Below are 23,710 nucleotides of genomic sequence, written 5' to 3' on the forward strand. Positions count from 1 at the left end.
GACTAGCCTGGGAATACACCCGGCGCCCCAGGAAAACCTCAATGCCTGTTGATCAGCGATTGGAATTGCCCCCGTTGTTACCGGCCCTGGTCGAGCAGGGCGTGATCACCCTCGATGTGGCCCGGCGCTTGTCGACGCTGCCGGCCAGCCACACTCAGCATCCCCTGGAATGCATCGCGGCCCAGGGGCCTTGCCTGGAAACCCTGACGCAATGGCTGGCGCGGCACAGCGGGCAGCCTTACCTGCGTATCGACCCGCTGAAGATCGATGTGGCGACGGTGGTGCCGCTGATGTCCCACGCCTTCGCCCAGCGCCACGGCATTCTTGCGGTGGCCGTGGATGCGCAGAGCGTCACGGTCGCCAGTGCCGAGCCTTACGTCACTGCCTGGGAAGCCGGGCTGGCGCAGGTGCTCAAGCGTTCGATCAAACGCGTGGTCGCCAACCCACAGGCCATCCAGCGCTGCATCGGCGAGTTTTATCGCCTGGCGAAGTCCGTCAGCGGCGCCGATCAAACAACGCCCGCGCCGGCACATTTCGAGTTGCTCAACCTCGGCGCCGGCGACCAGGCGCCGGACGCCAACGACGCGCATATCGTCAATATCGTCGACTGGCTGTTGCAGTACGCGTTCGGCCAGCGGGCCAGCGATATCCATATCGAGCCGTGTCGCGAGCAGGGCCGCGTGCGTTTTCGCATCGACGGGCTGCTGCATGACGTCTACCAGTTTCCGCCCCAGGTCACGATGGCGGTGGTCAGTCGCCTGAAAAGCCTGGGCCGGATGAACGTGGCAGAAAAACGCAAACCGCAGGACGGGCGGGTCAAGACTAAAAGCCCGGCGGGCGCGGAAGTGGAATTGCGCCTTTCAACCTTGCCCACGGCGTTCGGCGAGAAACTGGTGATGCGGATTTTCGACCCCCAGGTCCTGCTCAAGGACTTCGACCAGCTTGGCCTGTCGGCCCAGGACCAGCAACGCTGGCACAGCCTGACCCGCCAGAGCCACGGCATCATCCTGGTCACCGGCCCTACCGGCTCCGGCAAGACCAGCACCCTCTACACCACCCTCAAGCGCCTGGCGAGCCGCGAGGTCAACCTGTGTACGGTGGAAGACCCGATCGAGATGGTCGAGCCGGCATTCAACCAGATGCAGGTGCAGCACAATATCGACCTGAGCTTCGCCAGCGGCATCCGCGCACTGCTGCGCCAGGACCCGGACATCATCATGATCGGCGAGATCCGCGACCAGGAAACCGCCGAAATGGCGATCCAGGCCGCGCTGACCGGGCATCTGGTGCTGTCGACCCTGCACACCAACGATGCGCCGAGTGCGATCAGCCGATTGCAGGAACTGGGCATTGCTTATTATTTGATCAAGGCCACACTACTGGGAGTGATGGCGCAACGCTTGGTGCGGCTCTTGTGCCCACGCTGCAAACGCACAACCAGCAGCAACAACACTGAAGCCATCGGGTGCGCGGAGTGCCGTGACAGCGGTTATCGCGGGCGCGCCGGGGTCTACGAAATCATGGTGCTGGACGACGCGCTCAAGTCGCTGATCACCCCCGGCACCGACGTGCAGGCCTTGCGCCGGGCGGCGCTCCAGCAAGGGATGTGCAGCCTGCGAATGGCCGGCATGCACAAGGTCGAAGCCGGGTTGACCAGCCTGGCGGAAATCCTGCGCACCACGCCTGGGGATTCAGAAACAAATCCGTTGGCTGTCGGGCGGTGAAACCCTTCTTATCGCAGACAACCCCGTTACAATCGGCCGAACGTCGTTTCACTGACATCTTCAGATAGGGAATCGCTATGCAGATCGGAACCGTACTGCTTCTTTTCGTGGGATTGGCCATCGCCATCCTGTTCATGGGCTTCAAAGTGGTGCCCCAGGGCTATCAGTGGACGGTCGAGCGCTTCGGCCGCTACACCAATACGCTCAAGCCCGGCCTCAACATCATCATCCCAGTCATGGACCGCATCGGTCGCAAGATCAACGTGATGGAAAGCGTGCTGGATATCCCGCCCCAGGAAGTGATCACCGCCGACAACGCCACCGTGCAGATCGACGCCGTGTGCTTCTTCCAGGTGGTCAACACCGCCCAGGCCGCCTATGAGGTGAACAACCTCGAACACGCCATCCGCAACCTGTTGCAGACCAATATCCGTACCGTACTCGGTTCCATGGAACTGGATGCGATGCTCAGCCAACGTGACGGCATCAACGAAAAACTGCTGCGCACCGTCGACGAGGCCACGGCGCCGTGGGGCATCAAGATCACCCGGATCGAGATCAAGGACATCAGCCCACCCGCCGACCTGATGGCCGCCATGTCGGGCCAGATGAAAGCCGAGCGGATCAAGCGCGCACAGATCCTCGAAGCCGAGGGCCTGCGGGCATCGGCGATCCTGACCGCCGAAGGCAAGAAGCAGGCGCAGATCCTCGAAGCCGAAGGCGGACGCCAAGCCGCGTTCCTGGAGTCCGAAGCCCGCGAACGTCAAGCCGAGGCAGAGGCCCGCGCCACCCAGGTAGTGTCCGAAGCGATCGCCACCGGTAACGTGCAGGCCATCAACTACTTCGTCGCCCAGAAATACATCGACGCGCTGGGCAAACTGGCTTCGGCCAACAACAGCAAGGTGATCCTCATGCCGCTGGAAGCCAGCCAGGTGATCGGCGCTGTCGGTGGTATCGGCGAAATCGTCAAAGCGACTTTCGACAACAAGAAAGGCTGAGGCCATCGCCATGTGGGATTTCCTGCAGCATCTTTCGTTTTGGGATTGGCTGGCACTGGGCACAGTGCTGCTGATTCTTGAAGTGTTCGGCGCCGGCGGCTACCTGTTGTGGATGGGGATCGCCGCGGCCGCCGTGGGCGTGATCAAGTTCCTGGTACCGCCGCTCGGGCTGGAATGGCAACTGCTGCTGTTCGCCGTGTTGTCGATATTGACGGCGGTGTACTGGTGGAAACGCCAGCGCAGCAGCGCCAAGGCCAGCGACCAACCGGGGCTCAACGAGCGCGGTTCAGAATTGATCGGCCATACGTTTGTCGTGCATCAGGCAATTGTGGATGGTCGCGGCAAGATAAAAGTCGGTGATGGCGTGTGGATCGTGACCGGCCCGGACACCCCAGTAGGCGCTCATGTATGCGTGGTTGCACAGGAGGGGACGGTTTTGCAGGTTGAAACTGTTTAGTCAGTGATGGAACTCGATTGGGCTAACTACAATCATAGAGTACAGATAACCCACCCGGAGTCACCCGCCATGCGTCTCAAATATGCTGTCGCCACCCTCGCTGTGCTTTCCCTACCTGTCGGCTCAGCCATGGCCGACAGCTTCTGGCGTAATGTCATCTCATCGGGCGCCACGACCGGCTCGACGTACCTGACCTTCAAGGACCACAAGCTGGTGGTTGCCGCCCAAGACGACGCAGGCAGCTTCGTTGCCAGCGACGGCGGCATCCGTGGCCCGTACCTGGAAGCCGCCATGCAGAAAGTCCGCGCCGATAACCCTGGCCTCCAGGCCACGGACATGGAATTGGCCAACGCCATCCTCGCGAAAAACGCTGTCACCGAGTAATCCTCGCCCCATAAAGAATGCCGCTTCCCAGCGGCATTTTTTTTGATCATTTCCTACAGTCATCGCCCCCGGGCACTACGCAGATAGTCTATTTTTTCCAGCCGCGGGCAGAGAAGTCCTGTCGAGCCCTCAAGAGCCAGGCAACAAGCTAAGGATTCCTTTTCCATCGAGCGAATCCCTTCCATGCAAAAACTCGCCTACGCGCTGCTGTTCTCTGTGTTCTTTACCCCCCATGCCCATGCAGAAAACGGGTACGGATCGTTGAAGCTCAACCACGCCCGTCAGAACCTCTCCAGCGCCCTGCTGACCAGCCCACGCGTCACCGAACGGGTGGAGGCGCCCGACAGCAGCAAGTCAATCGTCGCCTCTTTCGCCGTGGGTTATGCGTTTGCCGATGGCTGGCGCCTGGAAGGGGAATACACCATGCCGAAGCATTCGACCTTCAAATCCTACTGGGCGCCCTTCAATGCCAACGTCAACAGCCAACAGGTCCACAGCCAGCGCTTGATGCTCAATGGCTACAAGGACATCCCACTCAATGATTGGCTGTCGTTTTACGGCATGGCCGGCGTGGGGGTGGCGCGGATCGACGCCGAGGGCTACCAGACCAACGAGACCCGGCGCTTTGCCAGCCATCGCCAGCACAATTTCGCCTACAGCGTCGGCATGGGGCTGGAGGCCAAGGTCAGCGAACAACTCACCCTCGGCGCGGGTTACCGTTACACCGCCATGGGCGATGTGGAAACCGGCTACAACACCTTCGCCAACCGCGTGAACGCACGGGATGAGCAGCTCAAAGGCAAGCTCAAAGAGCAGAATATGTTTCTGGAAGCGCGCGTGTCCTTCTGACTCGCAGCAGAAAATGCCGCGCTCGATGCGGCATTTTTCATCGTTTGGGTGACGTTTCGTTCACAGAAGACAGGCTATATTCAGTCACGCCGTGCAACCATGCCGGTACTGATATGCCTTCTCTCATCGTCTATCTGAAACGGATGCCTTCGTCGTCATGAGCCAACAGCCCTTTCTGCCATTTTCCAAACCTACCATTGATGAAGCCACCATCTCGGCGGTCGGTGATGTACTGCGTTCGGGCTGGATCACCAGCGGGCCGAAAGTGCAGGCATTCGAAGCGCAACTGTCGGAATACTTTGGCGGGCGACCGGTACGCACCTTCAACTCGGGCACCTGCACCATGGAGATTGCCTTGCGCATCGCCGGTATCGGGCCGGGCGATGAAGTCATCACCACGCCGATCTCCTGGGTTGCCACGGCCAACGTGATTCTGGAAGTCGGCGCTACGCCGGTGTTTGCCGATATCGACCCGGTAACCCGCAATATCGACCTGGCCCAGGTCGAAGCGGCCATCACCCCGCGCACCAAGGCGATCATCCCGGTATACCTGGCCGGCCTGCCGCTGGATATGCCGATGCTTTACGCACTGGCCAACAAGTACAACCTGCGTATCGTTGAAGATGCCGCCCAGGCCCTGGGTTCGAGCTGGGACGGTGAGCGGATCGGCGCCACCGGCGACTTCGTGTCGTTCAGCTTCCAGGCGAACAAGAACATCACCTCTTCCGAGGGCGGCTGCCTGGTGCTGAACAACGCCGACGAAGCACGCCTGGCAGAGAAGTACCGCTTGCAGGGCGTGACCCGCACCGGCTTCGACGGCCTCGACGTGGATGTGCTGGGCGGCAAGTTCAACATGACCGACATCGCCGCCGCCATCGGCCTGGGGCAATTTGCCCATATCCAGGAGATCACCGCCCATCGCCAGAACCTGGCGCGGCACTACTTCAAGTGCTTCGGCAGTGATTTTGAAGAGCAATACGGTGCGCAACTGCCACCGGCGGATTTCGAAAACAGCAACTGGCACCTGTTCCAACTGGTCCTGCCGGAGCGCCAGGACGGGCTGCCGGCCCGCGCCACGTTCATGGAGCAGATGCAGGCCCACGGCGTCGGCATTGGCTATCACTACCCGCCAATCCACCTGTTGAGCCTGTATCGGGCACGCGGGTTCAAGGAAGGCATGTTCCCTGTAGCAGAACGTGTTGGGCGTTTGATCGTGTCGTTGCCGATGTTCACAGCAATGACAGAGGCAGATGTGGAACGCTCGGTAGCGGCGGTGAAGGCCGTGCTGAAGCGCTGAAAGGCTGTTGCAGGAGCCGGATGACCGGCTCCTGCAGCGGGATCACTCGCCGATGGCGGCTTTGTAGCCGGCGGCATCGAGCAGTTTTTCCAGGTCGGCCGGGTTGCTGGGCTTGAGCTTGAAGATCCAGGCGCCGTAAGGGTCGCTGTTCAACAACTCAGGGCTGCCGCTCAGTTCCTCGTTAACAGCAATCACTTCGCCAGCAACTGGCGAGTAGATGTCCGAAGCCGCTTTAACCGACTCCACGACACCCGCCTCTTGCCCCGCCGCAAACGCTTTGCCGATTCCGGCCAAATCAACAAACACCACATCACCCAAGGCTTCCTGGGCATGGTCGGAGATGCCGACGGTCACAGTGCCGTCAGCTTCCAAACGGGCCCATTCGTGACTTTCGGCATAACGCAGGCCGGCAGGGATATCGCTCATAGTCTATGTCCTCAAGAAGAAATGTCAGCGGCCACTGGCCTGCCGGAATAGTTAGATCAAGGTTTTACCATGGCGCACGAAGGTCGGTTTGACCACTCGAACCGGATACCACTTGCCGCGGATCTCCACTTCGGCCCGATCGGCAGTCGCCGTCGGTACACGCGCCAAAGCAATGGATTTACTCAGCGTAGGAGAGAAACTACCACTGGTGATCTCCCCTTCGCCAACATTGGCGATACGAACCACCTGGTGAGCACGTAAAACCCCACGTTCTTCCAGTACCAAACCGACCAATTTGGTCTGCACCCCGGCCGCCAGTTCGGCTTCCAGCGCGGCGCGGCCGATGAAACGGCGCTCGGCCGGTTCCCAGGCAATGCTCCAGGCCATGTTGGCCGCCAGGGGCGAAACGTCCTGGTGGATATCCTGGCCATACAGGTTCATGCCGGCTTCCAGGCGCAGGGTGTCGCGGGCGCCGAGGCCGATGGGGGAAATCCCCGCGCCCACCAGGTCGTTGAAAAAACCCGGGGCCTGATCGGCCGGCAGGACAATTTCCAGGCCGTCTTCGCCGGTGTAGCCGGTGCGGGCGATAAACCAGTCGCCATCGGCCTGGCCTTCGAAGGGCTTGAGCTGGTGGATCAGGGTGCCACGCGACTGGGTCACCAGTTCGGCGATTTTCTGCCGGGCGTGGGGGCCTTGGATAGCGAGCATGGCCAGTTCGGAGCGCTCGTGCAGTTGCACCGGGTAAGAGCCCAACTGCGCCTGCATCCAGGCCATGTCCTGGTCACGGGTGGCGGCGTTGACCACCAGCCGATAACCGGCTTCGGTACGGTAGACGATCATGTCGTCCACCACCCCGCCGTGCTCGTTGAGCATGGCGCTGTACAACGCACGGCCGCAGCCGTGCAAACGGTCGACGTCATTGGCCAGCAGGTACTGGAGCCATTCCTTGGCCTGGGGGCCGGTGACATCGATCACGGTCATATGAGATACATCGAACACCCCGCAGTCGCGTCGCACCTGATGGTGTTCTTCAACTTGCGAGCCATAGTGCAGAGGCATATCCCAACCGCCAAAATCGACCATTTTCGCGCCGAGGGCGAGATGCAGGTCATACAAAGGCGTGCGCTGTCCCATGGGTTTCTCCTTCCGGGCTTGGCGAAGGTACGCAGGGCTGCAGGATGGGCTTAACCCCTTGAATCAAAGGGCTTACAGCCACATCCGACGAGCCGGTCCGAAACACGGAGCGTACCGAATGCCGCGCATTGTAGCCTCAAGCCGTAGGACTGGCACCTAACCGATTTGCCGAGCGGAACGTCGTATCAGCCCGACCACCGGCAACAGGCCCACCAGCACCAAGGTCAAGGCCGGCAATGACGCCCGCGCCCACTCCCCTTCACTGGTCATCTCAAAGATCCGCACCGCCAGGGTGTCCCAGCCAAACGGGCGCATCAGCAGGGTCGCCGGCATTTCCTTGAGTACATCGACGAACACCAGCAACGCTGCGCTCAGGGTGCCCGGCAGCAACAGCGGAAGATACACTTTGCAAAACAGTCGTGGACCGCTCACCCCAAGACTGCGCGCCGCTTCGGGCAACGATGGACGGATACGCGCCAGGCTGTTTTCCAGCGGCCCGTAAGCCACCGCCAGGAAACGCACCAGATACGCCAGCACCAATGCCGCCAAGCTGCCCAGCAACAAGGGCTTGCCCGCGCCACCGAGCCAGCCCGACAACGGCACCACCAGCTCACGGTCCAGGTAGCTGAACGCCAACATGATCGACACCGCCAGTACCGAGCCCGGCAACGCATACCCGACACTGGCCAGGCTGATGCCGGAACGAATTGCCCGGGTCGGCGCCAGGCGGTTGGCGAAGGCCAGTATCAGGGCCACGCTGACCGTGACCAGCGCCGCGATACCGCCCAGGTACAGGGTGTGGACGATCAGGCCGGTATAGCGCTCGTCCAGATCGAAACGGCCGCGCTGCCAGAACCAGGCGAGCAGTTGCAGCATCGGAATGACAAAGGCACAGGCAAACACCAGGCCGCACCAACCACTGGCCGCCGCCGCCTTCCAGCCGCGCAGGTGATACAGCGCCTTGCCGCGCGGCCGCTCATTGCTCGGCCGACTGGCACCGCGGGCACGACGCTCGCCGTAGAGCACCAGCATCACCACCAGCAGCAACAGGCTGGCCAGCTGGGCCGCGCTGGACAGGCTGAAAAAGCCGTACCAGGTCTTGTAGATCGCGGTGGTGAAGGTATCGAAGTTGAACACCGAGACCGCACCGAAATCCGCCAGGGTCTCCATCAGCGCCAGGGCCACGCCGGCGCCAATCGCCGGCCGCGCCATGGGCAGGGCCACGCGCCAGAAGGCTTGCCAGGGCGATTGCCCCAGCACGCGCGCCGCTTCCATCAAGCCCTTGCCCTGGGCCAGGAACGCCGTGCGCGCCAGCAGGTAGACGTAGGGATAGAACACCAGCACCAGCACAATGACCACCCCACCGGTGGAGCGCACGCGGGGCAGGCGCACGCCGCTGCCGAACGCGTCACGCAGCAGGGTTTGCACCGGCCCCGAGAAGTCCAGCAGGCCGACAAACACAAACGCCAGCACATACGCCGGGATCGCGAACGGCAGCATCAGCGCCCAGTCGAGCCAGCGCCGCCCGGGAAATTCGCAGAGGCTGGTCAGCCATGCCAGGCTCACACCCAGCAAGGTCACGCCGACGCCGACGCCGAGCACCAGGGTCAAGGTATTGCCCAGCAGGCGCGGCATCTGGGTTTCCCACAGATGGGACCAGATCTGCGCGTCGATGCTTTGCCAGGACAGCAACAGCACGCTCAGCGGCAGCAACACCAGGGCGGCGACGCTGAAGACCGGCAGGTACCAGCGGCGTTGGGCGGGGTGGGCCAAGAGCAAATTCCCTGGGAATGGATGATCTACAGACAGACACAAAACAGTGTGGGAGGGAGCAAGCCCCCTCCCACCTACACATTCAGTTCCAGCCGGCCCGATCCATCAGGCGAATCGCCTCGGCCTGGCGCTTGCCCGCCACTTCCACCGGCAAGGTGTCCGCCACGAACTTGCCCCAACTGGCCACTTCAGCCGACGGTGCCACCGTCGGGTTGGCCGGGAACTCCTGATTCACGTCGGCAAAGATCTTCTGCGCCTCAGGCGTGGTCATCCACTCCACCAGCGCCTTGGCTGCTTCCGGGTGCGGCGCGTATTTGGTCAGGCCGATGCCGGACAGGTTCACATGCACGCCACGGTCGCCCTGGTTCGGCCAGAACAGCTTCACCGCCAGGTTCGGCTTCTGCTTGTGCAGGCGGCCGTAGTAGTAAGTGTTGACGATGCCCACGTCGCACTGCCCGGCGTTGATCGCTTCGAGCACGGCGATGTCGTCGGAGAACACATCGGTGGACAGGTTATTCACCCAGCCCTTGACGATTTCTTCGGTCTTGGCCGCGCCATGGGTTTCGATCAGGGTGGCGGTCAGCGACTGGTTGTAGACCTTTTTCGCCGTGCGCAGGCACAGGCGGCCTTCCCATTGTTTGTCGGCCAGGGCTTCGTAGGTGGTCAGCTCGCCTGGCTTCACCCGGTCGGTGGAATAGGCGAGGGTCCGCGCACGCAGGCTCAAACCGGTCCAGGCGTGGGTGGACGAGCGGTATTGCAGCGGAATATTGGCGTCGATCAGCTTGGAGGTGAACGGTTGCAGGATGCCCATCTGCTCGGCCTGCCAGAGGTTGCCGGCGTCGACGGTGAGCAGCAGGTCGGCGGTGGCGTTCTCGCCCTCGGCCTTGATGCGCTGCATCAGCGGGGCTTCCTTGTCGGTGATGAACTTCACCTGCACCCCGGTTTTCTGGGTGTAGGCATCGAACACCGGCTTGATCAGTTCGTCGATGCGCGAGGAGTAGACCACGACTTCGTCGGCCGCCTGCACGGTGGTGCTGCCGATGAGGGTGAGTGCCAGGGCAGTCAGGAGGCGCTTGGGTGCCGACATGGGTGCGGTCTCTCGTGAACAAAAGAGTACAAATGATAAGGACTCACATTTAGCATCTCAATCACTCACTCGAGTGAGGCGTTACGAGATGTTGCAAAGCCGCGTTCGGCAGTGCGACGTATCGCCTCATCGCGGGCAGGCCCGGGCTGCAGGGTGTGTCAGGGCCTGGCCAGTTCCGGCAGATCCCCGCTCAAGCCAAGGGCCTGGCGCACGAAGATCGCCTTGGCTTCCGGCATCTGGTCGACCACCTTCAAGCCGGCATTGCGCAGCCAACGCAACGGCAGCTGGTCGGCCTGGAACAAGCGCTCGAAACCTTCCATCGCTGCCATCAGCGCCAGGTTGTGCGGCATGCGTCGACGCTCGTAACGGCTCAGCACTTTCACATCCGCCAGGCGTTCGCCGCGCTCGCTCGCCGATAACAGCACCTCGGCCAGCACGGCCGCATCGAGAAAACCGAGGTTCACCCCCTGCCCCGCCAACGGATGGATCACGTGGGCCGCATCGCCGATCAACGCCAGGCCTTCGGCCACATAACGTTTGGCGTGGCGCTGGCGCAGGGGCACACACACACGCGGGTCGGCGCTGAGCACCGTGCCCAGGCGCCCTTCGAAGGCACGCTCCAGCTCACGGCAGAAGTTTTCCTCATCCAACGCCATCAGGCGCGCGGACTCAGCCGGCGTGGTCGACCAGACGATCGAACACCAGTCCTCCTGCCCATCCCGCACCAGCGGCAAAAACGCCAGCGGGCCGGTGTCGGTAAAGCGTTGCCAGGCGGTGCGCCGGTGCGGTTGGCTGCTGCGCACGCTGGTGACGATAGCGTTGTGCAAGTAATCCCATTCGCGGGTCGCGGTGCCGGTCAGACGGCGCACCGCGGAGTTGGCGCCATCGGCGGCGACCACCAGCGGCGCACGCAGTGTGCGGCCGTCGGCCAGGGTCAGCAGCCAGTCATCGCCGGAGCGGCGCATCTGTTCCAGGCGCGCATTGGCCAGCAGGCCCAGGTCGCAGTCGTGCAGGCGATCGAGCAAGGCATCCTGGACCACGCGGTTTTCGACGATATGCCCGAGCACTTCGGCATGCACGCTGGCCGCCGAAAAATGGATCTGCCCGGTGCCGCTGCCGTCCCACACCTGCATCTCGCCATACGGGCTGGCGCGCCGTGCGACGATGCCATCCCACACGCCAAGGCGCTCAAGGATGCGCTGGCTGGCGGCCGACAAGGCGCTCACCCGCGGCTCGAAAGCCGCGTCAGGCTCGAACGGCTTGACGCTCAGCGGGCTGCCGTCGAGCAGCAGCACCTGCAGGCCACTGCCCTGCAACGCCAGCGCCAGGGCGCTCCCGACCATTCCGGCCCCGACAATCAGCACATCTGCGCGCATATCCATGCTTTAAGCCTGTCTCGCTGGCGGCTTGCGCCGCACGTAAAGGGTTAATCTCATCCCGTCCCGAACGATGTAGTCGCGGCTACGCATCGGGACGCGTGCCCAGGCCCATGGCTTGACGGGCGAACCAGCGTTTCGCCGGCGGCAGCAGGTCGAGGCCCAGCAGGCCCATGTTGCGCCCCAGTGCGACCAGCGGCTGGGCGCTGCCGAACAGGCGCGTGACCTGATCGGAGAAACCCACGGTCAGCGTTTGATCCATGCGCTGCCGCTCGCGATATGCCTGCAAGGTCGCCAGGTCACCCGGCACCGCCGGCCCGGCCAGCAAGGCCTCGGCCAAGGCATTCGCATCGCGCAGGGACAGGTTGAAGCCCTGCCCGGCAATCGGGTGCAGGCTGTGGGCGGCATTGCCGAGGATCGCCAGGTGCGAGCGCACTTGTTCTTCGGCTTCCACCAGGGTCAGCGGGTACAGATGCCGCGCACCGACCTGCTTCAAGGTGCCCAGGCGGTAGCCGAACACGCCCTGCAATTCACTGAGGAAACTGCGCTCATCCAGGTTGGCCAGGCGCTGGGCGTCCATGCCGGCACGGGTCCAGACCAGCGCGCAGCGGTTGTCCGGCAGCGGCAGCAGGGCCATCGGGCCTTCATCGGTGAAGCGCTCGAAGGCTTCGCCGTTGTGGGCTTCGCTCGGGGTGATATTGGCGATCAGCGCGCTCTGGTTGTACGGGCGGGATTTCACGCCGATCCCCAGTTGCTCGCGCAGGCCGGAGCGACCGCCGTCGGCCAGCACCGCCAGGTCGCACTCCAGCACGGTTTCGTCGTTGAGGGTCAGGCGATAGCCATCGGGCACCGGCTCCATGCGCGTGACTTCGGCCGGGCAACGCCAACTGACCACGTCCTTATCCAGGCCTTGCCACAGGCATTGGCCGAGCCAGGCATTCTCCACCACGTAGCCGAGGGCCGGCACGCCCTCTTCCATGGCGGATAAGCGCGCGGTGGAGAAGCGCCCGCGGTCCGACACATGGATCTGCTTGATCGGCTCGGCGCGGCGGGAGATGGCCTGCCACAGACCCAGACGCTGATAGATCTGCCGCGCGCCATAGGACAGCGCCGAAGAGCGTGCGTCGTAGCTCGGCTGGTAGCTGTCGCCCGGTGCGAAGGGTTCGATCAGCAGGATCTTCCAGCCCCGCGCCTTGGCCCCGTCCTGCAGCGCCAACGCCAGGCTCGCGCCCACCAGGCCGCCGCCGATAATGGCCAGGTTGACCCGGCTCATCGGGCGGCCGCCATCAACGCTTCGATGTCGGCGACGGTCTTGGGCACGCCGCCGGTCAGAATGTCACAGCCTTGCTTGGTCACTACCACGTCGTCCTCGATGCGTACGCCGATGCCACGCCATTTCTTTGCCACGCTCTGGTTGTCCGGCGAAATATAGATCCCCGGCTCCACGGTCAACGTCATGCCGACCTCCAGCACACGCCATTCACCGCCCACTTTGTACTCGCCGACATCATGCACATCCATCCCCAGCCAATGGCCGGCGCGGTGCATGTAGAACGGTTTGTAGGCTTCGCCGGCGATCAGTTCGTCAACGTCCCCTTGCAGCAACCCCAGCCTCACCAGCCCGGCAGTGATGACCTGCACGGTGGCCTCATGGGCCTGGTTCCAATGCTTGTTCGGTGCAATCTCGGCGAAGGCGGCTTCCTGGGCGGCCAGCACGACTTCATAGATCGCCTGTTGCTCGGGCGAAAACTTGCCGTTGACCGGCCAGGTGCGGGTGATGTCGCTGGCGTAGCAGTCGATCTCGCAACCGGCGTCGATCAGCACCAGGTCGCCGTCCTTGAGCAGCGCGTCATTCTGCTGGTAATGCAGGATGCAACTGTTGCGCCCGGCGGCGACGATGGAGCCATAGGCCGGCATCTTCGCGCCGCCTTTGCGGAACTCGTAATCCAGCTCGGCTTCGAGGCTGAACTCGCGCAAGCCGGCGCGGCTGGCCTGCATGGCCCGCACGTGGGCGGCGCAGGAAATCCGCGCAGCTTCGCGCATCACCTTCACTTCCGCTGCCGATTTATACAGGCGCATATCGTGGAGCAGATGATCCAGGGCAACGAATTCGTTCGGCGGCTGGGCGCCCAGGTGCGCTTTGGAGCGGATGATGTTGATCCACTCCATCAGGTGCCGGTCGAACTCGGCATTGCTGCCCATCGCCGAATACACCCGGTCGCGGCCTTCGATCAGGCCGGGCAGGATGTCGTGGATATCGGTGATGGGGAAGGCATCGTCGGCGCCGAAATCACGGATCGCGCCTTCGGTACCGGCACGCAAGCCGTCCCACAGTTCGCGCTCGGCATTGCGTTCGCGACAGAACAGCACGTACTCGCCGTGCGGGCGACCGGGCATCAGCACGATCACCGCTTCGGGCTCGGGGAAGCCGCTCAGGTACTGGAAATCGCTGTCCTGGCGGTAGACATGTTCGACATCGCGATTGCGGATGGCCACCGCGGCGGCCGGCAGGATCGCGATACTGTTGGGTTCCATCTGCGCCATGAGCGCCTTGCGGCGACGGGTGTATTCCGCTTTCGGGATATGGATCATGGGCAGACGGGCTTCCTTTCTCAGTGCAGCGACGGCTTGGGGGTGGCCGGTTCAGCGGACTTCTTGGTCTCGGTGAACAGCAGCAGCGGCGCGACGCGCAGGTATTCCATGACTTCCATGTAGTCGCCTTCGCCGTCTTCGGATTCTTCCAGGGCATCTTGCACCTGGGAGATGGCCGCCAGGTCCTGCAGCACTTCCTTGGCGTCGGTGCTCAGCTCCAGGCCGCCGGCATTCACGCCAAAGCCATGGAGGAAGCCCTGGCACCATTGGCCCAGCGCGGCAGCACGTTCGGTGAGCGGTGCATCGTCGGTCGGCAGCAGCAGGACCACGGTGACGTCATCACCGGTCAGCTCGCCCTTGACCATTTCCTGCAGGCCGATCAGCGCGTTACGCACGTTCTCGGAGGGCTCGGTTTCCAGCAGTTCAGCCACATCGGCCAGCCAGTTGTCGGCGTCAAAGCCAACACCGGTGCAACTGCGGCCCAGCAACACGCCGTGCAGTTCGGCGGGCGAGCAAGGATGACCGCTGGAGCTCAGCAGTTTGGTAAAAGCATCGTACGGGGAGTTCTGAATGGGCATGGTGAGCTAGGCGCCAGACGGCGCAATGTCTAGAATGAAGCGCTGTATCCTAGCACCGGCAGACGCACCAGACTATCAAGGGCGTCAGATCGTTTATCCTGCAGTTGCCATTCATCAGACAAATCCAGTGGAACCCAATGGAAGACACCGACCTGCAAGCGCTGATGGCCAGACTCGAATTGCTAATTGATCGGGTCGAGCAACTAAAGAGGCAAAACGGACTCCTATTAGCTCAGGAAAAGACCTGGCGCGAGGAACGCGCTCACCTCATTGAAAAAAACGAAATCGCCCGGCGTAAGGTCGAGTCGATGATTTCGCGCCTGAAGGCCCTGGAGCAAGACTCATGAGTTCAAGCAATAGCGTCACCGTGCAGATTCTCGACAAAGAATATTCGATCATCTGCCCCCAGGAAGAGCGCAGCAACCTGGTGAGCGCCGCCCGCTACCTGGACGGCAAGATGCGTGAAATCCGCAGCAGCGGCAAAGTGATCGGCGCCGACCGCATCGCCGTGATGGCCGCGTTGAATATCACCCACGATCTGCTGCATAAGCAGGAGCGCCCGGACGTGCAGGCCAGCGGCTCGACGCGCGAGCAGGTACGTGACCTGCTGGAGCGTGTGGACCTGGCACTGTCCAACGATTCCGACACATCCAAGGGCTGATTGCCGCATCTGTTTAAGGTATACTCGCCCCACTCCCTGGCGTGCTTGCCAGTCGGCGATGTCCCGGAGCCGATTCGCACTACCCTGGAAGTTGCACGTTTGGCTGGTGTGCATGTCCGCTAGACGGAAAGCCTTAAAGCCTACTGCTTCTTCCACCTTGAACTTTCGGGTTCAAGGGCTTAGTCGACAGCGGTTCTGTCGGGGAGCCTGAATCCCAAACTCAATGCCAGTCCCAGGACTGGCATTGTTTTATGAGCCGAAAAACCATGACCGAACCTGCGCCGCTTTCCCGTCCGCAACTTCGACGCATGTTGCGCAACGCCCGCCGCGCACTCACGCCAAGCGAGCAGCGAAAAGCCGCCCAAGGCGTGTATCGGCAACTGGCACAGCACCCGCTGTTTCGCCGGGCCAAGCATATTTCCCTGTATCTGCCGACGGACGGTGAAATCGATCCGCGCTTGCTGCTGCGTGCGGCTCAGCGGCGGGGCAAGGCCACTTACCTGCCGGTGCTCAGCGCCTGGCCACGGACCAAGATGGTGTTCCAGCGCGTTCGCCCCGGGGAGAAGTTGCAGCCCAATCGCTTTCGCATACTTGAACCACGAGTGAATGTCCGCCGCCAGCGCAAGGTCTTGGCGCTGGACCTGGTGCTATTGCCGTTGGTGGGGTTCGATGACGCGGGGGGACGGCTGGGCATGGGTGGCGGTTTTTATGACCGCAGCCTGGCTTACCTGGCGCGCCGCCAGCACTGGCGCAAGCCGACGCTGCTGGGCCTGGCCCATGAATGCCAGAAAGTCGAACAGCTGGTGCAGGCGAGTTGGGATGTGCCGTTGGCGGGCACCGTCACCGATAAGCAGTGGTATATCGCACAGGCGTCGCTGGAACCCGCGACGCCCTGAAGAAGGGTTAACGCTTGAACGGTTGTAGCGGCTGCTGGGTCAGTTCAACGGGCGCATCGGTCTTGTTCGACCATAAGCTTTGCGCATACCCGGTGGTCACGACGCCCAGACCAAACAAAATAACCAGTATCCATAGTAAATCCGGTTTGCGTTGCATCGATTGCCCCCCTTCAGGCACCTCGTACACGATGACAACAACGTTCCAAAGTAGTCCGTTGCAGCTGCGTCAAGCTTAAAATCCCGGCATTCTGCGTTAACGTGAACCAACACGCAAACCTTGACGCCAACCGACCGTCGGTTTGTCATGCAATTGCCCCACAACCTGTCCAACGCCTTTTTCAGGAGCCCCCCAATGGCCTACTGGCTGATGAAATCCGAGCCCGACGAACTCTCCATCACCGGCCTGGAACACCTCGGCGAAGCGCGATGGGACGGGGTTCGCAACTATCAGGCGCGCAACTTTCTGCGTGCGATGGCGGTGGGCGATGAGTTTTTCTTCTACCACTCCAGCTGCCCCGAGCCTGGCATTGCCGGCATCGGCAAAATCGTCGTGGCGGCGTATCCCGACCCCACCGCGCTGGAACCTTCCAGCCACTATTTCGACGCCAAGGCCAGCCCGGACAAAAACCCGTGGAGCGCGATCGACGTGGCCCACGTCCAGACGTTTCCCAAGGTGCTCGGCCTGGGCTATCTGAAGCAGCAAATCGCCCTGGCCGAACTGCCCCTGGTGCAAAAAGGCAGCCGTCTGTCAGTGATGCCGGTGACCGCCGAGCAATGGTCGGCGGTCCTCGCGCTGGGCTGAACCGCAGAACCTTGCAGTCACGCGCCCGACGCATGCATCTGCAGCGCAACCGGGTTAGGCTTGCGCTTCATTTGACCCGCATCAAGCGCCCTCGGGCCGAACCCGTCAGACTAGGACGCTAACACCGCAGGAAGCATCTATGTCCACGAACCACCGCACCTCCCAGCTGTTTGCCACCCTCCTGATTGTGTTGCTGCTCGCCGCCGGCGGTTTCGGTTACTGGAAATCCACCCAGGACCGTCTGCCCGAAGGCTTGAGCATGGGTAATGGCCGCCTGGAATCCACCGAAGTGCAGATCGCCGCCAAGATCCCCGGGCGTCTGGAAGAAGTGCGGGTGGATGAAGGCGACAAGGTACTCAAGGGCCAACTGCTCGCGCGCATGGACACCCGCACCCTGGAAGCCCAGCGCGCCCAGGCCGAAGCCGAAGTGCTGCGGGCCAGGGAAAACCTCGCCGCCGCCGAGGCCAATGTGCAATTGCGTCAGAGCGAACAACTGCTTGCCCACCAGGAACTCCAGCGGACCCAGGAGCTGTACAAACGCGGCTTCGCCAGTGGCCAACTGATCGACCAACAACAGTCGCGCCAGAACACCGGGAATGCGGCCGTGGTCGCCGCCCAGGCCCAGGTCAATTCGGCCAAGGCCGCGATCGGCGCCGCCCAGGCCCAGGTGGCGCAGCTCACCAGCGAAATCGACGACAGCAGCCTGCGCGCGCCCATCGACGGCATTATCCAACTGCGCCTGGCCGAGCCGGGCGAAGTGCTCGGCGCCGGCGGGCGCGTATTGCTGCTGATCGACCCCGAGGATCAGTACATGAACCTCTACCTGCCCGCCTCGGTGACCGGCGCCCTGACCGTCGGCAGCGATGCGCGCATCCTCCTCGACGCGCTCCCCGGCCAATCGCTGCCGGCCAAAATCAGCTTCGTCGCGGCCAAATCGCAGTTCACCCCCAAAGAGGTGGAGACCCGCGATGAACGCCAGAAACTGGTATTCCGCGTCAAATTGCGCCTGACCCAACCCAGCGCCGTGCCGCAGGCCAAACCGGGCATGCCCGGCGCCGGCTACATTCGCACGGCTGACATCCCATGGCCGGCCAACCTGCAATGACCGATCTGGCGCTGCACGCCACCGGCATCCAGCACCGCTACGGCAAACAACAGGCGCTGGTCGATATCGCCTTCAGCCTGCCCGCGGGCACGCGCTGCGGGCTGATCGGCCCGGATGGCGCCGGCAAGTCGAGCCTGCTGGGCTTGATCGCCGGGGTTAAAAAACTCCAAGACGGCCAACTGGAGGTGCTCGGCGGCTCCATCGCCAACCGCCGCCACCGCAACAGCCTGTACCCGCGCATCGCCTTCATGCCTCAAGGCCTGGGCGGCAACCTGTACCCCGAACTGTCCATCCGCGAAAACATCCGCTTCTTTGCGACGCTGTTCGGCCTGTCCAAAGCCGATTGCGACCAGCGCATGCACAACCTGCTGCTGGCCACCGACCTCGAACGCTTCGCCGAACGGCCGGCCGGCAAACTCTCCGGCGGGATGAAGCAGAAACTCGGCCTGTGCTGCGCGCTGATCCACGATCCGGACCTGCTGATCCTCGACGAGCCCACCACCGGGGTCGACCCGCTGTCCCGTCGGCGCTTCTGGGAACTGGTCGAAACCGTGCGCAGCGAGCGTCCGCAACTGACGCTGCTGGTGGCCACGGCCTACATGGAAGAGGCCGAGCAGTTTGAACATTGCCTGATGCTCGACCGCGGCAAACTGATCGCCGACGGTTTGAGCAGTGAGCTGGCGGCAGTGACCCCCAGCGGCAAACTGGACGAAGCCTTCACCCACTTCCAGGGCGACAGCGCCCACGACAACCAGCCGCTGGTCATCCCGCCGCGCGCAGGCAACAACACCGATATCGCCATCGAAGCCCACGACCTGACCCTGCGCTTTGGCGACTTCACCGCCGTCGATAAAGTCAGCTTCGCCATCGGCCGGGGCGAGATCTTCGGTTTTCTCGGCTCCAACGGCTGCGGCAAGACCACCACCATGAAAGTCCTCACCGGCCTGATGCCGGCCACCGAGGGCAGTGCCACGTTGCTGGGCAACCCGGTGAACGCCAAGGACCTGGCCACCCGCAAGCGTGTGGGTTTCATGTCGCAGAGCTTTTCGCTGTATGGCGAACTCAGCGTGCTTCAGAACCTGGTGCTGCACGCGCAGTTGTTCGATTTGCCCAAAGTCGACAGCGGCAAGCGGATCGACGAGCTGATCCAGCGTTTCGACCTCAGCGAGGTGGCCGAGCAGCCGTCGGGCGAACTGCCCCTCGGCTTGCGTCAGCGCTTGTCGTTGGCCGTGGCGGTGCTGCATCGTCCTGAAGTGCTGATCCTCGATGAGCCGACCTCGGGCGTCGACCCGGCGGCGCGGGATGACTTCTGGCGGCTGCTGATCGAACTGTCGCGCGAACAAGGGGTGACGATCTTTCTGTCCACCCACTTCATGAACGAAGCCCAGCGTTGCGACCGCATCTCCCTGATGCACGCCGGCAAGGTGCTCGCCTGCGACACGCCCGACGCGCTGCAGCAGCAATTCCACGGCGACACCCTCGAAGCCGCGTTCGTCACGTGCCTGGAGCAAGCCCAGGGCGAGGCCGAACCTACCGCGCCCACCGCCACCGTCAGCGAAACCAGCACGCCGCCGGTGAGCAAGCGCGGCTTCAGCCTGTCGCGCCTGCTGGCCGTGGCCAGCCGTGAAGGCAAGGAACTGCTGCGCGACAAGGTGCGTATGGCCTTCGCCCTGCTCGGGGCGATGTTCATGATGGTGATCTTCGGCTACGGCATTTCCCTGGACGTGGAAAACCTCGCCTTCGCCGTCTACGACCAGGACCAGACCCCGCAAAGCCGCGCCTACCTGGAGGCGTTTCGCGGCTCACGCTATTTCGCCGAACAAACGCCGATCCAGGATGCCAACGAGCTGCACCGGCGCCTGCAACGTTCGGAAATCAAACTGGCCCTGGAAATCCCGCCCGGTTTTGGTCGTGACCTCTACGCCGGCCGCCAACCCAGCGTGGCGGCCTGGCTCGACGGCGGCATGCCGTTTCGCGCGGAAACCAGCCGGAACTATGTAGAAGCGGTCCACCAGGCCAACCTGCAGCAACTGGCCGAGCTGAGCAGCCAGCCGCAGAACAGCCAAGGTGCGGCCAAGCTCGAAACCCGCTTTCGCTACAACCAGGATGTGGTCAGTGTGAACGCCATCGGCCCAGGCGTGATGGCACTGATCCTCGCCTTCATCCCGGCGATGCTCACCGCCCTGGGCATCGTGCGCGAAAAGGAGCTGGGTTCGATCACCAACTTCTACGCCACGCCCCTGACCCGCCTGGAATTCCTGCTGGGCAAACAGACGCCGTACCTGGCCGTGAGCCTGATCAACCTGGCGGTGCTGGTCGCGATGAACCGCTGGCTGTTCGGCGTGCCATTCAAGGGCAGCGGCCTGACCCTGGCGTTCGGCGGCCTGCTGTACGTGCTCGCCACCACCAGCATGGGCCTGCTGATTTCCGCGTTCACCCGCACCCAGATCGCCGCGATCCTCGGCACCATGATCATCACCAGCCTGCCGACCATCCAGTTCTCCGGGCTGATCGTGCCGCGTTCGTCCCTGGAAGGTGCGGCGGCGGTGATGGGCACGCTGTTTCCGGCGGGGCACTTTCTCGATATTGCGGTGGGCACGTTCACCAAGGCCCTCGACCTGCGGCAACTGTGGCCGCAGTGCCTGGCGCTGTTCGGGTTTTTCCTCGGGTTTACCGGGCTTAGCCTGATCATGCTGAAGAAGCAGGAGGCTTGATGCATAAGTTCGCGCACATCCTGCGCCTGGGGATCAAGGAACTGACCAGCCTGCGCCACGACAGCGTGCTGCTGCTGTTTCTGTTCTACGCCTTCACGGTCGCGATCTACATGCCCGCGGCCGGCTCGGTGATTGGCGTACACAACGCCAGCGTAGCGTTTGTCGACGAGGACCACAGCGCGATCTCGCGGCAGATGGCCGAGGCGTTGCAGCCGCCCGAGTTCCAGTCACCCGTGCCGTTGGCGTATGACCAGTTGGATAAGGTCATGGACAGCGGCCAGTACACGTTCGTGATCAACGTACCGGCGAATTTCCAGGCCGACCTGTTAGCCGGTCGCGAGCCCGATGTGCAGGTGAACGTCGATGCCACGGCGATGAGCCAGGCGTTCATGGGCGCCGGCTACATCTCACGGATTTTCCAACGCGAGCTGCTGACCTACAGCGGCCAGGCCGACTCCGCCAGCAAAGCGCCGGCGCTGCTGACAACGCGGGCGCTGTTCAATACCAACCTGGAGGGCGGCTGGTTCCTCGCAGTCATCCAGATCGTCAACAACATCACCATCCTCGCCATCGTGCTCACCGGCACCGCGCTGCTGCGCGAGCGCGAACATGGCACCCTCGACCATTTGCTGGTGCTGCCGCTGACGGCACTGGAAATCATGCTGGCGAAAATCTGGAGCAACCTGCTGGTGGTGGTGCTGTGTACCTGGGTGTCACTGGAAGTGGTGGTCAAGGGCATGCTCGGCGTGCCGCTGGCCGGGTCGCTGAGCCTGTTTCTGTTCGTGACCGCGCTGTACCTGTTTGCCAGCACCGCCCTGGGGATCTTCCTCGCCACCCTCGCCCGCTCGACGCCGCAGTTCGGCTTGCTGGCAATCCCAGTGATCATCCCGATGCTGTTGCTCTCCGGCGGCAGCACGCCGCTGGACAGCATGCCCGAATGGTTGCAGTGGGTGATGCAGGCCTCGCCGTCGACGCACTTTGTGAGCCTGAGCGCGGCGATCCTGTTCCGCGATGCGGGCATGAGCGTGGTGTGGCCGGACATGCTGGCGCTGGCGGGAATTGGCTTGCTGTTCTTTTTGGTGGCGCTGGCGCGGTTCCGCAAGAGCCTGGCGTCTTGAGGTGCCTGCCCGGCCGCTATCGCAGGCAAGCCTGCTCTCACAGGTGGAACGCATTCCCTTGTGGGAGCGGGCTTGCTTGCGATCGTCGCGCCGTGACTATTGGATGATCAGGTTGTTGAACAACAGGTCTTCCACCACCGGCTTGCCGGTTTCGTCGTTCATCACTTGCTGGGTCTGCTTCAGGGCTTCCTGGCGCAGTTTTTCCTTACCCTCAACCGTGCTCATGGTCTCGTTGGTTTGCTGGGTGAACAGCGCCACCAGTTGATTACGAATCAACGCATCGTTGGCTTTGATGGCGGCGGCCGCTTCGGTGCCGGTCACACGCAGAGCGATATCGGCCTTGTACACCTTGAGCTTGGACGTACCGTCCAAGCCATAGTTGCCCACGAACGGCGGGGCCAGGCTGATATAGCTGACCTTCGGCGCCTCGCCTTCTTTCGCCTCTTGCGCCTGGGCCGCCATTGGCAAGGTCAGGGCCAGCATCAACAGAATCCACGCTTTCACAGTTCATTCCTCACATTCGGTAGCCCAGTAGCATAACGCTAGCAAGGCAGAGCACAAGCTTATGGCGACTTATCAGGCCCGGGCATGCTCGTTGACCCACGGGCATACCCTCCTACACTTATCGGCCACGACACCAAAAGGAATAGTCCGATGAAAGCTGTGCTGTGCAAAGCCTTCGGCCCCGCCGAAACCCTGGTGCTGGAAGACATCGCCAGCCCGGCGATCAAGAAGAACGAAATCCTGTTGGACGTGCATGCCGCCGGGGTCAACTTCCCGGACACGCTGATCATCGAGGGCAAGTACCAATTCAAGCCGCCGTTCCCGTTCTCGCCGGGTGGCGAAGCGGCGGGCGTGGTCAGTGAAGTGGGGGAAAAGGTCAGCCACCTGAAGGTTGGAGACCGCGTGATGGCCCTGACCGGCTGGGGCAGTTTTGCCGAGCAGGTCGCGGTGCCCGGCTATAACGTGCTGCCGATCCCGCCCAGCATGGGCTTCAACACCGCCGCCGCGTTCAGCATGACCTACGGCACCTCGATGCATGCGCTGAAGCAACGGGCCAACCTGCAGCCCGGCGAAACCTTGCTGGTCCTCGGCGCCTCCGGCGGCGTGGGCCTCGCTGCCGTGGAAATCGGCAAGGCCATGGGCGCCCGGGTCATCGCCGCCGCCAGCAGCGCCGACAAACTGGCGGTGGCCAAGGCTGCCGGCGCCGATGAGCTGATCAACTACAGCGAAGCCAGCCTGAAAGATGAGGTCAAGCGCCTGACCGACGGGAACGGCGCCGACGTGATCTACGACCCGGTGGGCGGCGACTTGTTTGACCAGGCCATCCGCGCCATCGCCTGGAACGGCCGCCTGTTGGTGGTGGGTTTTGCCAGCGGGCGCATTCCGGAGCTGCCGGTGAACCTGGCGCTGCTCAAGGGCGCGGCCGTGGTCGGAGTGTTCTGGGGCGCGTTCGCCCAGCGCCAGCCGCAGGACAATGCGGCAAACTTCCAGCAGCTGTTTGGTTGGTATGCCGAGGGCAAGTTGAAACCGCTGGTGTCGCAGGTGTATCCGCTGGAACAGGCGGCCCAGGCGATCAATGACCTGGGGCAGCGCAAGGCGGTGGGTAAGGTGGTCGTGCAAACCCGCCTGCCGAGGTGAAATGCGCTTGAATGTGGGAGGGGCGGTGTCCTCGACCATCACCTGTCTATTCGCGACATGTTCGTAGAGAACATGCATTGGCTCATATTTCCTGCGTT

24 protein-coding genes and 1 other RNA gene are annotated in these 23,710 nt (G+C 62.9%); 15 read left to right on the top strand and 10 right to left on the bottom strand.

Translation table 11 applies throughout. The features are described 5' to 3' along the window. The first annotated feature begins 41 nt into the window (after positions 1-41). The 6 genes from LQ249_RS29890 (at position 42) to LQ249_RS29915 (ending at position 5,709) form a co-directional block, all read left to right on the top strand. Positions 42-1,724, top strand: coding sequence for a GspE/PulE family protein (locus LQ249_RS29890; RefSeq protein ID WP_232566084.1), 1,683 nt, complete (start codon positions 42-44; stop codon positions 1,722-1,724). Between the two features lie 77 nt (positions 1,725-1,801). After that, entirely contained in the window at positions 1,802-2,722 is a 921-nt protein-coding gene (locus LQ249_RS29895; RefSeq protein ID WP_046381704.1) for an SPFH domain-containing protein, read from the top strand. A 10-nt stretch (positions 2,723-2,732) separates the two neighbouring features. Beyond that, complete coding sequence (locus LQ249_RS29900) at positions 2,733-3,179, top strand: NfeD family protein (RefSeq protein ID WP_017845100.1); 447 nt, start codon at positions 2,733-2,735, stop codon at positions 3,177-3,179. A gap of 69 nt (positions 3,180-3,248) precedes the next feature. Continuing rightward, on the top strand, positions 3,249-3,563 hold the full coding sequence (locus LQ249_RS29905; RefSeq protein WP_003176799.1) for a DUF2388 domain-containing protein: 315 nt from the start codon (positions 3,249-3,251) through the stop codon (positions 3,561-3,563). A 183-nt stretch (positions 3,564-3,746) separates the two neighbouring features. Further along, positions 3,747-4,412, top strand: a complete 666-nt coding sequence (locus tag LQ249_RS29910; RefSeq protein ID WP_046381703.1) for an outer membrane protein — start codon at positions 3,747-3,749, stop codon at positions 4,410-4,412. 157 nt (positions 4,413-4,569) lie between these two features. Next, positions 4,570-5,709 carry a DegT/DnrJ/EryC1/StrS family aminotransferase gene (locus LQ249_RS29915; RefSeq protein ID WP_017845102.1) on the top strand — a complete coding sequence of 380 codons (1,140 nt, stop codon included), beginning with the start codon at positions 4,570-4,572 and terminating at the stop codon, positions 5,707-5,709. A gap of 42 nt (positions 5,710-5,751) precedes the next feature. Here LQ249_RS29915 and gcvH read toward each other — a convergent pair whose 3' ends face one another. The 8 genes from gcvH to LQ249_RS29955 form a co-directional block, all read right to left on the bottom strand. Further along, complete coding sequence (gcvH, locus tag LQ249_RS29920) at positions 5,752-6,135, bottom strand: glycine cleavage system protein GcvH (RefSeq protein WP_232566085.1); 384 nt, start codon at positions 6,133-6,135, stop codon at positions 5,752-5,754. A 51-nt stretch (positions 6,136-6,186) separates the two neighbouring features. Further along, positions 6,187-7,269 carry a glycine cleavage system aminomethyltransferase GcvT gene (gene gcvT / locus LQ249_RS29925; RefSeq protein WP_046381701.1) on the bottom strand — a complete coding sequence of 361 codons (1,083 nt, stop codon included), beginning with the start codon at positions 7,267-7,269 and terminating at the stop codon, positions 6,187-6,189. A 156-nt stretch (positions 7,270-7,425) separates the two neighbouring features. Beyond that, positions 7,426-9,042, bottom strand: a complete 1,617-nt coding sequence (locus tag LQ249_RS29930; RefSeq protein WP_017845105.1) for an ABC transporter permease — start codon at positions 9,040-9,042, stop codon at positions 7,426-7,428. An 82-nt stretch (positions 9,043-9,124) separates the two neighbouring features. Then, positions 9,125-10,129: an extracellular solute-binding protein gene (locus LQ249_RS29935; protein WP_057003988.1), complete on the bottom strand. Its 1,005-nt coding sequence runs from the start codon at positions 10,127-10,129 to the stop codon at positions 9,125-9,127. Positions 10,130-10,287: 158 nt separating this feature from the next. Further along, positions 10,288-11,505 (bottom strand): 2-octaprenyl-3-methyl-6-methoxy-1,4-benzoquinol hydroxylase, encoded by a 1,218-nt coding sequence (locus tag LQ249_RS29940; RefSeq protein ID WP_164887041.1) that lies wholly within the window; start codon positions 11,503-11,505, stop codon positions 10,288-10,290. 85 nt (positions 11,506-11,590) lie between these two features. Beyond that, the gene (gene ubiH, locus LQ249_RS29945; RefSeq protein WP_232566086.1) at positions 11,591-12,778 is read right to left on the bottom strand and encodes a 2-octaprenyl-6-methoxyphenyl hydroxylase; all 1,188 of its coding nucleotides are present in this window, start codon (positions 12,776-12,778) and stop codon (positions 11,591-11,593) included. Then, positions 12,775-14,097 (bottom strand): Xaa-Pro aminopeptidase, encoded by a 1,323-nt coding sequence (gene pepP / locus LQ249_RS29950; RefSeq protein WP_046381697.1) that lies wholly within the window; start codon positions 14,095-14,097, stop codon positions 12,775-12,777. Before pepP ends, ubiH begins: the two co-directional genes overlap by 4 nt. A 20-nt stretch (positions 14,098-14,117) precedes the next feature. After that, a complete protein-coding gene (locus LQ249_RS29955) occupies positions 14,118-14,675 on the bottom strand; it encodes a YecA/YgfB family protein (protein WP_017845110.1) in 558 nt (185 codons plus the stop codon). 137 nt (positions 14,676-14,812) lie between these two features. Here LQ249_RS29955 and LQ249_RS29960 point away from each other — a divergent pair, with 137 nt between their 5' ends. The 4 genes from LQ249_RS29960 (at position 14,813) to LQ249_RS29975 (ending at position 16,232) form a co-directional block, all read left to right on the top strand. Further along, positions 14,813-15,022: a TIGR02449 family protein gene (locus tag LQ249_RS29960; protein WP_017845111.1), complete on the top strand. Its 210-nt coding sequence runs from the start codon at positions 14,813-14,815 to the stop codon at positions 15,020-15,022. Then, positions 15,019-15,336, top strand: a complete 318-nt coding sequence (locus LQ249_RS29965; protein ID WP_017845112.1) for a cell division protein ZapA — start codon at positions 15,019-15,021, stop codon at positions 15,334-15,336. The genes LQ249_RS29960 and LQ249_RS29965 overlap by 4 nt, the downstream gene beginning before the upstream one ends. A 30-nt stretch (positions 15,337-15,366) precedes the next feature. Further along, positions 15,367-15,545: non-coding RNA, 6S RNA (gene ssrS, locus LQ249_RS29970), on the top strand. A gap of 57 nt (positions 15,546-15,602) precedes the next feature. After that, positions 15,603-16,232: a 5-formyltetrahydrofolate cyclo-ligase gene (locus LQ249_RS29975; RefSeq protein ID WP_057003989.1), complete on the top strand. Its 630-nt coding sequence runs from the start codon at positions 15,603-15,605 to the stop codon at positions 16,230-16,232. Positions 16,233-16,239: 7 nt separating this feature from the next. On the opposite strand, the gene LQ249_RS29980 is transcribed toward LQ249_RS29975, so the two are convergent. Then, complete coding sequence (locus LQ249_RS29980; protein WP_090234720.1) at positions 16,240-16,389, bottom strand: hypothetical protein; 150 nt, start codon at positions 16,387-16,389, stop codon at positions 16,240-16,242. A 195-nt stretch (positions 16,390-16,584) separates the two neighbouring features. On the opposite strand from LQ249_RS29980, the gene LQ249_RS29985 reads away from it, so the two are divergent. From LQ249_RS29985 to LQ249_RS30000, 4 genes are all read left to right on the top strand, one after another. Further along, on the top strand, positions 16,585-17,034 hold the full coding sequence (locus LQ249_RS29985) for an EVE domain-containing protein (protein WP_057003990.1): 450 nt from the start codon (positions 16,585-16,587) through the stop codon (positions 17,032-17,034). Between the two features lie 139 nt (positions 17,035-17,173). Continuing rightward, the gene (locus tag LQ249_RS29990; RefSeq protein WP_057003991.1) at positions 17,174-18,139 is read left to right on the top strand and encodes an HlyD family secretion protein; all 966 of its coding nucleotides are present in this window, start codon (positions 17,174-17,176) and stop codon (positions 18,137-18,139) included. Then, positions 18,136-20,853, top strand: a complete 2,718-nt coding sequence (gene rbbA, locus LQ249_RS29995) for a ribosome-associated ATPase/putative transporter RbbA (RefSeq protein ID WP_057004028.1) — start codon at positions 18,136-18,138, stop codon at positions 20,851-20,853. The genes LQ249_RS29990 and rbbA overlap by 4 nt, the downstream gene beginning before the upstream one ends. Next, positions 20,853-21,971 carry an ABC transporter permease gene (locus tag LQ249_RS30000; RefSeq protein ID WP_057003992.1) on the top strand — a complete coding sequence of 373 codons (1,119 nt, stop codon included), beginning with the start codon at positions 20,853-20,855 and terminating at the stop codon, positions 21,969-21,971. The genes rbbA and LQ249_RS30000 overlap by 1 nt, the downstream gene beginning before the upstream one ends. Positions 21,972-22,067: 96 nt before the next feature. Here the strand turns inward: LQ249_RS30000 and LQ249_RS30005 are convergent, their stop codons facing one another. Further along, positions 22,068-22,475: a flagellar basal body-associated protein FliL gene (locus tag LQ249_RS30005; protein ID WP_046488859.1), complete on the bottom strand. Its 408-nt coding sequence runs from the start codon at positions 22,473-22,475 to the stop codon at positions 22,068-22,070. Positions 22,476-22,625: 150 nt separating this feature from the next. Between LQ249_RS30005 and LQ249_RS30010 the strand changes: the two genes are divergently transcribed. Next, positions 22,626-23,612 carry an NADPH:quinone oxidoreductase family protein gene (locus tag LQ249_RS30010; protein WP_017845120.1) on the top strand — a complete coding sequence of 329 codons (987 nt, stop codon included), beginning with the start codon at positions 22,626-22,628 and terminating at the stop codon, positions 23,610-23,612. The last annotated feature ends 98 nt before the right edge of the window (positions 23,613-23,710 follow it).

The organism is Pseudomonas sp. 7-41, assembly GCF_021233075.1.
Taxonomy (GTDB): domain Bacteria; phylum Pseudomonadota; class Gammaproteobacteria; order Pseudomonadales; family Pseudomonadaceae; genus Aquipseudomonas; species Aquipseudomonas veronii.

Coding starts and splice junctions, on each gene's coding strand:
- gcvH (WP_232566085.1), bottom strand. CDS start 6,135: ATGAGCGATATCCCTGCCGGCCTGCGTTATGCCGAAAGTCACGAATGG.
- LQ249_RS29935 (WP_057003988.1), bottom strand. CDS start 10,129: ATGTCGGCACCCAAGCGCCTCCTGACTGCCCTGGCACTCACCCTCATC.
- LQ249_RS29955 (WP_017845110.1), bottom strand. CDS start 14,675: ATGCCCATTCAGAACTCCCCGTACGATGCTTTTACCAAACTGCTGAGC.
- LQ249_RS29940 (WP_164887041.1), bottom strand. CDS start 11,505: ATGCGCGCAGATGTGCTGATTGTCGGGGCCGGAATGGTCGGGAGCGCC.
- ubiH (WP_232566086.1), bottom strand. CDS start 12,778: ATGAGCCGGGTCAACCTGGCCATTATCGGCGGCGGCCTGGTGGGCGCG.
- LQ249_RS29895 (WP_046381704.1), top strand. CDS start 1,802: ATGCAGATCGGAACCGTACTGCTTCTTTTCGTGGGATTGGCCATCGCC.
- LQ249_RS30010 (WP_017845120.1), top strand. CDS start 22,626: ATGAAAGCTGTGCTGTGCAAAGCCTTCGGCCCCGCCGAAACCCTGGTG.
- LQ249_RS29910 (WP_046381703.1), top strand. CDS start 3,747: ATGCAAAAACTCGCCTACGCGCTGCTGTTCTCTGTGTTCTTTACCCCC.
- LQ249_RS29915 (WP_017845102.1), top strand. CDS start 4,570: ATGAGCCAACAGCCCTTTCTGCCATTTTCCAAACCTACCATTGATGAA.
- LQ249_RS29900 (WP_017845100.1), top strand. CDS start 2,733: ATGTGGGATTTCCTGCAGCATCTTTCGTTTTGGGATTGGCTGGCACTG.
- LQ249_RS29905 (WP_003176799.1), top strand. CDS start 3,249: ATGCGTCTCAAATATGCTGTCGCCACCCTCGCTGTGCTTTCCCTACCT.
- pepP (WP_046381697.1), bottom strand. CDS start 14,097: ATGATCCATATCCCGAAAGCGGAATACACCCGTCGCCGCAAGGCGCTC.
- LQ249_RS29990 (WP_057003991.1), top strand. CDS start 17,174: ATGTCCACGAACCACCGCACCTCCCAGCTGTTTGCCACCCTCCTGATT.
- LQ249_RS29965 (WP_017845112.1), top strand. CDS start 15,019: ATGAGTTCAAGCAATAGCGTCACCGTGCAGATTCTCGACAAAGAATAT.
- LQ249_RS30000 (WP_057003992.1), top strand. CDS start 20,853: ATGCATAAGTTCGCGCACATCCTGCGCCTGGGGATCAAGGAACTGACC.
- LQ249_RS29975 (WP_057003989.1), top strand. CDS start 15,603: ATGACCGAACCTGCGCCGCTTTCCCGTCCGCAACTTCGACGCATGTTG.
- LQ249_RS29985 (WP_057003990.1), top strand. CDS start 16,585: ATGGCCTACTGGCTGATGAAATCCGAGCCCGACGAACTCTCCATCACC.
- gcvT (WP_046381701.1), bottom strand. CDS start 7,269: ATGGGACAGCGCACGCCTTTGTATGACCTGCATCTCGCCCTCGGCGCG.
- rbbA (WP_057004028.1), top strand. CDS start 18,136: ATGACCGATCTGGCGCTGCACGCCACCGGCATCCAGCACCGCTACGGC.
- LQ249_RS29980 (WP_090234720.1), bottom strand. CDS start 16,389: ATGCAACGCAAACCGGATTTACTATGGATACTGGTTATTTTGTTTGGT.
- LQ249_RS29890 (WP_232566084.1), top strand. CDS start 42: ATGCCTGTTGATCAGCGATTGGAATTGCCCCCGTTGTTACCGGCCCTG.
- LQ249_RS29960 (WP_017845111.1), top strand. CDS start 14,813: ATGGAAGACACCGACCTGCAAGCGCTGATGGCCAGACTCGAATTGCTA.